General features: G+C 46.3%; 11 protein-coding genes, 1 pseudogene and 1 riboswitch. Of the genes and pseudogenes, 11 read left to right on the top strand and 1 reads right to left on the bottom strand.

Annotated elements, in window-relative coordinates:
• Positions 1–22: 22 nt before the first annotated feature.
• Complete coding sequence (locus tag MSG34_RS01030) at positions 23–697, bottom strand: glutathione S-transferase family protein (RefSeq protein WP_048606098.1); 675 nt, start codon at positions 695–697, stop codon at positions 23–25.
• A 484-nt stretch (positions 698–1,181) separates the two neighbouring features.
• Between MSG34_RS01030 and MSG34_RS01025 the strand changes: the two genes are divergently transcribed.
• The 11 genes and pseudogenes from MSG34_RS01025 (at position 1,182) to thiM (ending at position 11,273) form a co-directional block, all read left to right on the top strand.
• Positions 1,182–2,279, top strand: a complete 1,098-nt coding sequence (locus tag MSG34_RS01025; RefSeq protein ID WP_248336033.1) for a YdcF family protein — start codon at positions 1,182–1,184, stop codon at positions 2,277–2,279.
• A 130-nt stretch (positions 2,280–2,409) separates the two neighbouring features.
• Positions 2,410–2,661, top strand: coding sequence for a DUF2999 family protein (locus MSG34_RS01020; protein ID WP_004731647.1), 252 nt, complete (start codon positions 2,410–2,412; stop codon positions 2,659–2,661).
• 422 nt (positions 2,662–3,083) lie between these two features.
• Positions 3,084–4,105, top strand: a pseudogene (locus tag MSG34_RS01015) (DUF4382 domain-containing protein).
• Positions 4,106–4,278: 173 nt separating this feature from the next.
• Positions 4,279–5,007 (top strand): AraC family transcriptional regulator, encoded by a 729-nt coding sequence (locus MSG34_RS01010; protein WP_248336032.1) that lies wholly within the window; start codon positions 4,279–4,281, stop codon positions 5,005–5,007.
• 85 nt (positions 5,008–5,092) lie between these two features.
• Positions 5,093–6,010 (top strand): EamA family transporter, encoded by a 918-nt coding sequence (locus MSG34_RS01005; RefSeq protein WP_248336031.1) that lies wholly within the window; start codon positions 5,093–5,095, stop codon positions 6,008–6,010.
• 98 nt (positions 6,011–6,108) lie between these two features.
• Positions 6,109–6,220: riboswitch (TPP riboswitch) on the top strand.
• A gap of 97 nt (positions 6,221–6,317) precedes the next feature.
• Entirely contained in the window at positions 6,318–7,211 is an 894-nt protein-coding gene (gene thiD / locus MSG34_RS01000; RefSeq protein WP_248336030.1) for a bifunctional hydroxymethylpyrimidine kinase/phosphomethylpyrimidine kinase, read from the top strand.
• Positions 7,201–7,959 carry an ABC transporter ATP-binding protein gene (locus MSG34_RS00995; protein WP_248336029.1) on the top strand — a complete coding sequence of 253 codons (759 nt, stop codon included), beginning with the start codon at positions 7,201–7,203 and terminating at the stop codon, positions 7,957–7,959. The genes thiD and MSG34_RS00995 overlap by 11 nt, the downstream gene beginning before the upstream one ends.
• Positions 7,952–8,767, top strand: coding sequence for an ABC transporter permease (locus tag MSG34_RS00990; RefSeq protein WP_248336028.1), 816 nt, complete (start codon positions 7,952–7,954; stop codon positions 8,765–8,767). Before MSG34_RS00995 ends, MSG34_RS00990 begins: the two co-directional genes overlap by 8 nt.
• Positions 8,768–8,812: 45 nt before the next feature.
• Positions 8,813–9,769, top strand: a complete 957-nt coding sequence (locus tag MSG34_RS00985) for an ABC transporter substrate-binding protein (RefSeq protein WP_050632964.1) — start codon at positions 8,813–8,815, stop codon at positions 9,767–9,769.
• Between the two features lie 8 nt (positions 9,770–9,777).
• Positions 9,778–10,458, top strand: coding sequence for a thiaminase II (gene tenA, locus MSG34_RS00980; protein ID WP_248336027.1), 681 nt, complete (start codon positions 9,778–9,780; stop codon positions 10,456–10,458).
• Between the two features lie 29 nt (positions 10,459–10,487).
• Positions 10,488–11,273 carry a hydroxyethylthiazole kinase gene (gene thiM / locus MSG34_RS00975; RefSeq protein WP_017081466.1) on the top strand — a complete coding sequence of 262 codons (786 nt, stop codon included), beginning with the start codon at positions 10,488–10,490 and terminating at the stop codon, positions 11,271–11,273.
• Positions 11,274–11,314 lie beyond the last annotated feature (41 nt).

The raw sequence follows: 11,314 nt of genomic DNA, 5'->3' as shown, positions 1-11,314 counted from the left end.
AGAGTTCTTGTTACTATTATTGCTATTCAGCGAAGTTAGACGGGAATAACGCTCTAAGCGCCTCTTCATCACGTTCGGTTTTAAACTCAATGCCTTTGCCGATTTCGCGAGCACGCAGTGCAGCAGGGCGGGCGTTGATTGCATCGAACCAGCGCTTCAAGTTCGGGTAAGGTTCTAAGCCTTCTTCACCAAGCACAACCGGTGCTTTGTCAATCCAACCCCATGCCGCGACATCGACGATGGTGTACTCATTTCCGACGAAAAACTCACGACCTTCCATATGTTTCTCTAACACTTCGTAGTGACGTTGTGCTTCGCGTAGATAACGATTTACCGCGTAATCTAAGCCTGCTGGCGCAGCATGACGGAAGTGTACTGATTGGCCTGAGTATGGACCAAGTCCACTGGCGATAAACATCATCCAAGATAATAGTTCGGCTCTGTCTTCTGGCTGACCAGCTAGCTTGCCTGTTTTCTCAGATAGGTAGAGCAGGATAGCGTTAGAGTCGAATACACGTTGTCCTTCATCTTCAATCGCAGGCGTTTTGCCATTTGGATTGATTAAACGATATTCCGGTGAATGCTGCTCACCCTTTAAGGTATCGACAGGAACAAGTTCAAAATCTAGACCTGTCTCTTCCAAAAACAGAGCGATCTTCATTGGGTTTGGTGTTTGGTGAAAATAGAACTTAAGCATGGGGTAACTCCTTGTATTGGTCACTTATTAAAGCACCACCTGAACGATCGTTCAATGGGTGGTTTTTGAATTTTCTGTGAATTGACGGATTTGATACCAAACTCTGTGCCTTTTGAACTTGGCTGTTTAAACGTGAATTAGCGTCGACTGGTAGGGGAATCGCGTTTTAAGCTGCTGAAATAATGAACATAAAATGCACATTTAGGTTTGATGTTGAGCTTCGAAACTTACGGGTTTAGATGGTATAGGCAGGTGGGATTCGAAGTTAAATATTCCAAAGACATCAAGGGAGCTCCTCATAATTCGAAGCTATCTGGATATTTGAGCTTACTCTGGAGCATAAAATCGTGATCTGCAGCCACATCTTATGCAACAAATGATTATTAACCTTGGAGAGTAAGGTTTGGTTCACGGTTTTTTAATCTTGGCGGCTTACATTGGTGAGCAAATCTGATGTGAACACTTAACGACACAGGATCTTTCCATGAAAAAGAACATTATCGCCCTCGCTCTTGGTGGCATGCTCGCTTTTGGCGCAACACCTTATTCTTTTGCTGCTAACGATGGCGCTGTACAGGCTTCTGCGGACTACGCGCAGTTGGTGACTAAGCGACAAGTTGTCGACCAACTACTTCTTGATGCGTTGAAGGCGTTTAAGTCTCCGGCAAGAATTTCACACGCGGGCTTCACGGCTAAAATGCCAAGCAACATGGAAATTGTGACCAACCGATTGTTAGAAGCGTACCAGTTAGAACCTTACCGTACTGACCTGCTGATCTCGGCAGCGAACGCTCAGATCTACAACAAGAATGCAGAGCGTGCGATTGAGTTGTTTGAACAAGCATTGACGGTTGCGCCAGACGATGTCGACTTGCACGCGTATCTTGCGGTTTGGCAGAGGTTCGAAGGCAATGACAGTGAATCCAACAAGCACATGGAGAAACTGGAAAGCCTGAATAAGGGCAAAGCAGAAGACATCAAACGTATTTTTGCTACGGTTGACCGCGTGTTGGAAACCCCGCTGAAAGAGGCGGCGGACAAAGGTTTATTGGATGAACATGGTGCCATTGTTACTTTGGGCTATGCGCTTAACCCTGATGGTTCTATGCATCAAATCCTGATTGAACGTCTTGAAACCACATTAGCAATGTCGAAAGCGAACCCAGATGCGATGATCGTGTTAACGGGTGGCGTGCCGAAGAACCACAAGACAGAAGGTAAGTTGATGGCAGATTGGCTTATCGAAAAAGGGGTAAGCAAAGATCGAATCATTGAAGAGAACTACGCGACCAGCACGGTAGGTAATGCCTTGTTCAGTAGCTATGCGCTTGCTCGCCATGATATTAAACACGCGACCATTATTAGTTCGGCGAGCCATGTTCGTCGTGGTCAAACTCTGTTTGAAATTGCGAGCTGGCAAACTGGCCCTCAGGGCATCACATTTGATACGGTTTCTTACCCAGATAAGCCGCTAGAAGATCTTAAGAAAGCGAGCAGTGGTGAGCTATTAGGTATCTACCGTGATGCTCTCAGAACTTATGGCATGTGGAGCTACCGTTCTTACCCACTAGAATCTCGTTAAGACTAAGCATTATTTGCGTTTGGGAAAAGTTCGGTTCGGGTTAAACCAAAGCGTCACTTGTTAGTACAATCGAGCACAGCTAGATGATATGCTGTGCTCCTATTTAATTTAGTGTTTCAAAGGCAAAAAAATGAACCCGATTTTAGCGATGTTGAAAGAGAACAATATTAGCGACGAGCAGATCAGTGAGCTATTCAAAACGCTGACAGAGAACCCTCTTGCAGCAATGGCGACGATCAGCCAACTTGGTTTACCTCAAGACAAACTTCAAATGCTGATGGGTCAGGTAATGCAAAACCCTGCACTAATCAAAGAAGCAGTTGAAGAGCTTGGCCTAGATTTTTCTAAGGTTGAAGCGGCTAAAGAGCAACTTCAAAAATAAGTGAATTTGAATGAGCTAATATCGAATTAGCTTAATCCACATTCAATAAAAAGGTCGTTTAAGTTCAGCAACAGGCTGTCTTAACGGCCTTTTTTGATCTTGGTGGCGATTTTTGACTTTGATTTGATTGCATCCAATCATCCTCGCCGACCCTATACATACCGACCATTCCAACACAATTGACAGCAACCTTGCCAAATATGTGCGACTACTGACAATTTACTTACTAGACTTGATTAACCTATGTGCGACCTGAGATGTGCACCTTGATGAACAGAGTTTTTGGATGAAGACAGCCCTAAATAATAGGGCTAGCCGATTTGGGCCATAAGCGCGGTTTGTCTATGAGTCACATTAAGGAAAAGAATAAGAGGGCAACAAACTAAGCCCTTTATTGAGCAGTGATTTATAGGAAATTAGTTATGAAGTATTTAAAGGAAACCGCTTTAGCGAGCCTTGTGCTGGCTGGGCTTGTTGGTTGTGGCGGTGATTCAGGTTCATCAAGCAGCACGACACCCATACTTTGAGCGTGAGTGATGCGCCCATTGATGATGTTAAAGACGTCACCGTGACATTTAGTAAGGTCGCTTTACTTCCTCAAGGGGGAGGTTCGCCACTGATATATGATGTGTATAAAACGGACGAAAACGGCGACTACGTTGATGAAAATGGCGATCCATTGCCAGATGGTGAGGATCCGATTCCATTAAGTGTGAATTTGCTGGATTACCAAGGCAGCGATGCGCTTCCTTTGATTGAAAATGAGGTCATTCCGGTAGGCAGCTATAAGTTGTGTGTGTTTGCGAATGATGGCGATCACCCAACAGATCCATCTTACGTGACAGAATACGATGATACGACCCGTGAGTTAACGGTGAAAGGTGAAGGCGCGTGCCCGCAAGTGGGTAAAGAAGATAACGCTGGCGTACTTTACTTTAAGGATTCATTTAACGTGAACCAACAGAGCAACGATTTCGTATTAGAGTTTGATCTTCGAAGAGGCTTAAAAAACAGTTCGACCTTCCCTGATTACACAATTCAAAGCACATCGGTGAGCCTAATAAATACGGCCAAAACAGGTAATATTGAAGGAAGCGTTGCACTTCAAACTTATAAAAACTGTCTGACAGATAATGGTGGGACAGTACAAGCTATCTATCTATATGAAGGTGATGTTGATAAAGCTGACATGGCTCCGATTGGTGGTAGTGAGGAAGTTAAACCAGTCACTTCAGCTTCCGTTGTGCTTGGTGAAGACCAAACTAATTTTGAATTCTCATTGGGCTTCATTGATCCAGGTACTTACTCATTGGGTTATACCTGTACTGCGCAGCATGACAGTGACGAAGATAATGCAGCGCCACTAGCCTTTGGGTTCGCAATATACGAAGCTCAAAACGGCGTGCAAGTAACGGTTGGTCAAGACAGCCAAGTATCATTCTAACCTTTATGTGAATGACGCTTTTTAATCAAAACGGCCTCTTATTTGGAGGCCGTTTTTGATCATGTCACCTAGCTAGCATGAATTTGATGCGCATTGAGTGTGACTCTAGGGAAGTGATAATGTAACGTTGTATCTCTTACTTTAACCTAGCGAAATGTACTCCGGCGTTGCTCATGAAATCTAGCTTAAGCATTCGATCTTACACCAAGCAATTTAATACCCATGCTCATGATGACCATCACCAATTGGTATTGCCGATCCAAGGCAGTATTAATATCGAGATGGAGGGGTATGTCGGCAAGGTTGCCGTGGGCGAATGTGTGGTGATTCCGGTAACCACAGCGCATGCCTTTAAGGCGGATGAAGCAGCGCGGTTTATTGTCGCAGATATGGCGGAGTTGCCGCAGCACTTGTTGGAGCATGAGCTCTCGGTTTTCACGATAACACCACCTTTGATGAGCTTCTTGCTGTTTGTTGAGAAGCAGCTGGAGTATCAGGTCGATAGTGGTATTGAGTCATCAATCTTGGATGTGTTTTCACTGTTGTTAGAGCAACAACAAGTGAGCAAGAGCATCGACCCTCGAATCCGGGCGGTACAAAGGCTGATTGCGGATCACTACACCCAACCGTTATCCATTTCACAACTTGCAGAAACGGCCTGTTTGAGTCCCACTCAATTTAAAAAACGCTTCAAAGAGTGCCTGGGCATCAGTGCGCTTAAATACATCACTCGCTATCGTATGGAGAAAGCCCAAGCCTTGTTAACTCATACCGATTTACCGGTTCAATTGATTGCGGAAAATGTGGGCTATAATGATGTGTCTGCTTTCAGTCGTCGCTTCTCTCAGCACTTTGGCATGTCTCCAAGGGCGTTTCTAGGCTCAATGAAAGACAGTCTTTAGAAGCAACAATAGCGTCCTTTCGGCAAACTAACTTTTATCAATCTTCACTATTATCTATTTCAGAACTGAAAATTGGGTAATAGAAATGAATCTTGCCATCAATCGCGTTAACGAATTCCAAACGGGCACTTTGGCCATCTTGTTTGCTTCCATTTTATGGGGCACGACAGGCACCGCCGCAAGTTTTGCGCCTGATCTAAGCCCATTAGCAATTGGTGCTTTTTCTATGGGCGTCGGTGGCCTAATGCAAGCGGGCTTGGCGTATCGAAAAATCGTATTCGCTTACGACAAACTTTTGCAGAACAAGAGGCTGTTGGCAGTGAGCGCTTTGGCTTTGGCGGTCTATCCTTTAGCTTTCTATTCCTCAATGAAATTATCAGGCGTGGCGATTGGTACCGTGGTTTCGATTGCAACCGCACCTTTCTTTTCTGCATTGTTAGAGTGTCTGATTAGCAAAAAGAACAATATCAACCGACGTTGGCTCATTAGCTTTGCAATTGGTGTGGTGGGTATTGGGATGTTGGTGTTTTCAGAATCTTCATCGGTGAGCGAATCCGGTGATGATCTCAAGCTGTTGGGTATTGCTTTAGGTTTGCTCGCTGGGTTGTGTTACGCCATTTATTCTTGGGCGACAAAAGCACTGATAGACAAGGACATTGAGTCTCAAGCGGCGATGGGCTGTATTTTTGGCTTCGGTGCGATGCTGTTGCTACCAACACTCTGGTTTACTGGTGAGCACCTGTTTTCCTCGCAGATTAACGTATTAGTCATCAGTTATCTGACACTAATTCCACAATGCGTGGGCTATATCGCGTTCAGTTTTGGTTTACGCCACGTGACCGCGAGTAGCGCCAATCTGCTGACCTTGTTTGAACCAGTAGTCGCAGCGGTGCTTGCCGTCTGCGTTGTCGGTGAGCTGATTCCTTTTATAGGTTGGCTAGGTATGTTTCTGATTGTGCTGTGCTTGTCTATACAGTCGAAGCCAGCTAAAGAAACGCCATAAGTATTTGTTTTGTTGAGCCTAATTGAAATTTATTCATGCGTAATTCTTATAATTGAATAAAATCAGTATCTCAGTTGTGAGAGTGCTGTTACTATCGCTATCAATAGTCGGGGGGCATATACCTTATTTGGTGTTTGCTGAGATCGTTAGTCGAGACCCGTTGAACCTGATTCAGTTAACACTGGCGTAGGGAACTATAAGCACTCGATCTACGTCTGCACTCATGAAGACTGTTCATGAATCCAATGCGACTTCTCCTTCGATCGGTGTTCGTTCTCCTACGTCTTGTAAGATAGTAGGAGCGACAATGACACACAGTTCTATTTCAAAAGATTTAACGCCAAAAGCCTCAGCTTCACAGCACTCTGCTGATGATTTGATTCGCACGAACACTCCGATTGTATTGACGATCGCTGGCTCAGACAGCGGCGGCGGCGCAGGTATCCAAGCTGATATTAAAGCTATGTCTGCGACAGGTAGTTTCGCTTGTTCGGTAATTACCGCAATCACATCTCAGAATACGCAAGGCGTTTCCGCCATTTTTCCTATTCCACTCGACCATGTCGCTAGCCAGTTAGATGCGGTTTTCACTGATCTCAATATCGTAGCTGTGAAAGTCGGCATGTTGGCCGATTCGCAAATCATCAAAGTCGTTGCTGACAAAATTAAGCAGTACCAACCTAAGCACTTAGTGATTGACCCTGTAATGGTCGCGACAAGTGGCGATCTTCTTCTAGAAAACTCAGCTATCACGACGCTAAAGCAAGAGTTGATTCCGCTGGCAGACATCATTACCCCTAATTTGCCTGAAGGCGCGGCGCTAACAGGCAAGCCAGTACCTGAAAGCGAAGCTGAAATGCAGGGTATGATTGAAGACCTACGCGCTTTGGGTGCTAAAGCCGTTCTCTTGAAAGGTGGCCACTTAGAGAAGGATGAGAACAGTAACGACCTACTGATTCTGCCGACTACCTCTGCCTTGATTAGCGCTAAGCGTTTCCCGACTAAAAACACGCACGGTACGGGTTGTACGCTTTCATCTGCTATTGCTTCTTTCTTAGCGCAAGGCAACACGCTGTCAGAGGCTGTCGACCTGGGCAAACAATACATCTCTCGCGCGATTGCTCACGCTGATGAGTTACAAGTCGGCCAAGGCCATGGCCCTGTAAATCACTTCTTCGCTGGACACGGTAATGTGCGTTAATACCGTTGGTGTTCAACTCAGCAATGCCTCCTTACGTTATAACGACAGTGAGCACGCGACCTTGTCTGGGTTGTCGCTTAGCTTAAACGCGGGTAAGTGGACGGTATTGCTGGGTCGAAGTGGTTGCGGAAAAACCACGGTATTGCGTTATCTGGCAGGCTTGCTGGACGATAAGGTGGAGTGGCAGGGCACATTGGCAACGTCTGATGAATTGCCTTTAACGGATCGAATCGCTTACATGGCGCAGCAGGATTTGTTATTGCCGTGGCTATCGGTCATCGACAATGTTTGCCTGAGTCATCGTTTTCAAAATCCAGCTTCTGATAAAGCAGTGCAAACTAATCAAGCACTCGAGTTGTTAGCTGCGGTTGGTTTGGCTGATTATGCGAATGCGATGACGGATCAGTTGTCTGGCGGTATGCGCCAGCGTGTTGCTTTGGCTCGAACTTTAATGCAAGACAAGCCTGTGGTGCTGATGGATGAGCCGTTCTCTGCGCTGGATGCGGTAACGAGACACAAGCTGCAAAGTTTGGCGTGTGAGTTGTTGAGAGATAAAACTGTTGTGTTGATCACCCATGATCCACAAGAAGCAGTGCGCTTGGCGGACAATTTGTATGTGTTGCAAGGCACACCTGCGAATGCTCAGTCTTTATCTGTGCCTAACACCGCGACACCACGAGTGTTAGATGGTGAATGTGCTGAGTTACAACAAGCGATCTTAGATCAGTTGGAGCGTGACTATGAATGATCTAACGCGAAGCGAAGCTGTGGCTCGTTCAACTAACGCACAGACTACCAGTGCACGCCCTCGTCAGATGAATCCTGTTGTTCGTTTGCTTATCAGCAGTGCTGTGATTCTCGGTTTATGGCAGTTAGTTGTGGTTGCCTTCGAGATGCCGAGCTTCATTCTGCCAGCGCCAGCAGAAGTCTTTTTAAAGCTGATTGAACGTTACGATGTGTTACTCAAACACACTTGGGTGACTGCGCAAGAGATCTTACTTGGCTTGCTGCTTGGTTTATCGATGGGGCTATTCTTCGCCCTGCAGATGTTGATGTTTGATCCGCTAAAGCGATGGCTATTGCCTATCTTAATTGCCAGCCAAGCGATCCCCGTGTTTGCTATCGCGCCAGTACTGATGCTGTGGCTAGGTTATGGCATCGCGTCAAAAGTGGTGATGGCGGCGATCATTATCTTCTTCCCTGTGACCACATGTTGCTACGACGGCCTACGTAACACACCGACAGGTTATCTCGATCTTGCCAAGACGATGGGTGCATCGAAATGGCAATTGCTTCGCCATATCCAACTTCCTGCTGCACTGCCTACCTTAGCGTCTGGCATTCGTGTGGCAGTGGTGATTGCCCCAATTGGAGCGGTCGTCGGCGAGTGGGTTGGTTCGAGTGAGGGGCTGGGTTACCTAATGCTACAGACAAACGCACGCATGATCATTGATGAGATGTTTGCTGCCTTGTTCATCTTGGCGGTGCTGTCTATCTCGCTCTACTTCGTGACAGATAAATTACTCAAAAAAGCTATCCCTTGGGAAAACCAATGATGGCTTGCTCAACATAAGAATAATATTCAAAAGGAAAGGTTAACCGTGAAAAATACAAAATTGATAGGTGCAGTGGCACTGCTTGCTTCATTGGTTTCAGGTCATGCTCTAGCGGACTCTGAGCAAAAGAAACTGACACTGATGTTGGATTGGTTTGTGAACCCGAACCATGGCCCGATTGTGATCGCTCAAGAGCGTGGCTACTTTGCTGACCAAGGCTTAGACATTGAAATTCAAGAGCCAGCAGACCCAAGCACGCCAGCAAAATTGGTCGCGGCAGGTAAGGTCGATTTAGCGGTAACTTACCAACCAAGTTTAACCATGGATGTGGCAGCGGGCCTTCCTTTAGTTCGTGCATCAACCCTTATCGCGACGCCACTAAACACACTAATGGTACTGGATAACGGCAAGAACGATTCGTTAGCGGATCTGAAAGGCAAGAAGATCGGTATCGCGATTGCGGGTAACGAAGAAGCGACTATCGGCACTATGCTAGCGCAAGAAAACGTTGAGTTTACCGACGTGCAAACCATCAATGTTGGTTGGGCACTTTCATCTTCATTGGCATCAGGCAAGGTAGATGCAATCTGGGGTGGCCTACGTAACTTCGAAACTAACCAGCTAGCCCTTGAAGGTTTTAAAGCAAAAGCATTCTTCCCAGAAGAGCACGGTGTGCCAGCTTACGATGAGCTTATCTTTGTTGCGAACGCAAAGCAGCACGATGATGAAGCGATCAAAGCGTTCAATAAAGCATTGGAACAAGCAACAACTTACATCGTGAACCACCCACAAGAGTCATGGAGCGAGTTTGTTGCGTATTCACCAGATACGTTGAACAACGAGCTTAACCAACGCGCATGGAACGATACGCTGACTCGTTTTGCACTTCGCCCTTCTGCTGTAGACCTAAAGCGTTACGATGATTATGCACAGTTCATGTTCGACAAAGGCATCATCAAATCACTACCAAAAGCTGCTGACTACGTACCGACTTTTGACTAAGGAATCTCATGAAATACCAAGACTTAATCCAAACCTGTCAACAAGATTGGCAAGACTACACAGAGCATGATTTTGTTAAAACGCTAGCAAACGGCACGCTCGCTCAGCCTTGTTTTCTGCATTATTTGAAACAAGATTTTCTGTTCTTAAAGCAGTATGCCCGTGCTTATGCGTTGGCGGTTTACAAGGCAAAAACACTGGCGGATATGCGTCGTGCACTGCCAAGTGTTCATGCTTTATTAGATTCTGAAATCTCTCACCACGTGACTTACTGTGGTCAGTGGGGTTTAACTGAATCTGACCTAGAAAACGAACCGGAAGATTTCGGTACAGTTGCTTACACGCGCTACGTTCTGGACGCGGGTATGACGGGTGATCTTGTCGATCTTTATGCGGCACTGGCTCCGTGTTCCATTGGTTACGCTGTGATTGGTAAAGCACTTTTAGAAAGCAGCGATACCGTATTAGAAGGCAACCCATACGCAAGTTGGCTGCAACTGTATGGCAGTGAAGAGTTCCAGTCTGGCGTAGCAACGGGCGCGGAATACTTCAACCAGCTGCTTGCTGAAATTGATATCAACAGCGAGCGCGGTCAGAACATCGTTCATATCTTCAAAACCGCAACGCGTATGGAAGTGGCTTTTTGGCAGCAAGGACTGAACGCTCTTAATGATTCAACAGCGGCTTAAAAGCGACTTTAATGAATAAGGATTTACCCATGCTTACTGAACAAATTATTCAATCGTTACGCGCAGTACGAGAGCAAAAGCCACTGGTTGTGAACATCACTAACTACGTCGTGATGAACAACACGGCCAATGCGTTATTAGCGATTGGTGCTTCGCCAATTATGGCGCACTCGCAACAAGAACTGGCTGAGATGATGTCTTTCTCTGGCGCGCTTGTGATTAACATCGGCACGCTCGACAGTGTTTGGACGCCGAGAATGCGCTTCGCGGTCGAACAAGCTAACGCGAATAATAAGGTTGTGGTTCTTGACCCCGTGGGTTGTGGCGCAAGTACGCTGCGTACGGAGACTTCTCGTGAAATTGCACGCTTAGCGGATAAGCTAATCATTCGTGGTAACGCGTCTGAGATTATCGCGCTAGCGGGTGAGCAAGCACAGAGCAAAGGCGTTGATGCGTTGGATAGCAGTGATGCTGCATTAGGCGCTGCGCAATGCTTAGTGGCTGAATACGGCGCGAATGTGGTTATTTCTGGTGAGACGGATTACGTTGTCACTAAAGACAGTGTTGTGACGTTAAATAATGGTCATCCAATGATGCCGTATGTGACAGGCATGGGCTGTACCTTAACGGCATTGACCGGCGCGTTTGCGGCTGTCGGTGATGACAGTGGTTTGGCTGCTGCTGCGGTATTGGGTGTGGTTGGCGAAATCGCGGCTGAGAACTCTCGTGGCCCAGGTAGCTTGCAAATGAACTTGCTTGATGAGCTGTATCAACTAGATGAAGAGACACTGATTCAGCGTCTGAAGATTCAGTAGGCTTAATCTAGTTCTAAGCTCAAAACTGATCGTTCGAAGTT

The organism is Vibrio sp. 1CM2L (genome assembly GCF_023161695.1).
Lineage (GTDB): Bacteria > Pseudomonadota > Gammaproteobacteria > Enterobacterales > Vibrionaceae > Vibrio > Vibrio coralliirubri.
Note: the sequence above shows the minus strand (reverse complement) of the source record. Positions and strands in the feature narration are given on the sequence as shown.

What these genes read in the sequence shown, in the direction of transcription:
- MSG34_RS00995 (WP_248336029.1), top strand. Translation starts at nt 7,201, where the DNA reads ATGTGCGTTAATACCGTTGGTGTTCAACTCAGCAATGCCTCCTTACGT.
- MSG34_RS01030 (WP_048606098.1), bottom strand. Translation starts at nt 697, where the DNA reads ATGCTTAAGTTCTATTTTCACCAAACACCAAACCCAATGAAGATCGCT.
- thiM (WP_017081466.1), top strand. Translation starts at nt 10,488, where the DNA reads ATGCTTACTGAACAAATTATTCAATCGTTACGCGCAGTACGAGAGCAA.
- MSG34_RS01020 (WP_004731647.1), top strand. Translation starts at nt 2,410, where the DNA reads ATGAACCCGATTTTAGCGATGTTGAAAGAGAACAATATTAGCGACGAG.
- thiD (WP_248336030.1), top strand. Translation starts at nt 6,318, where the DNA reads ATGACACACAGTTCTATTTCAAAAGATTTAACGCCAAAAGCCTCAGCT.
- MSG34_RS01025 (WP_248336033.1), top strand. Translation starts at nt 1,182, where the DNA reads ATGAAAAAGAACATTATCGCCCTCGCTCTTGGTGGCATGCTCGCTTTT.
- MSG34_RS01005 (WP_248336031.1), top strand. Translation starts at nt 5,093, where the DNA reads ATGAATCTTGCCATCAATCGCGTTAACGAATTCCAAACGGGCACTTTG.
- MSG34_RS01010 (WP_248336032.1), top strand. Translation starts at nt 4,279, where the DNA reads ATGAAATCTAGCTTAAGCATTCGATCTTACACCAAGCAATTTAATACC.
- tenA (WP_248336027.1), top strand. Translation starts at nt 9,778, where the DNA reads ATGAAATACCAAGACTTAATCCAAACCTGTCAACAAGATTGGCAAGAC.
- MSG34_RS00990 (WP_248336028.1), top strand. Translation starts at nt 7,952, where the DNA reads ATGAATGATCTAACGCGAAGCGAAGCTGTGGCTCGTTCAACTAACGCA.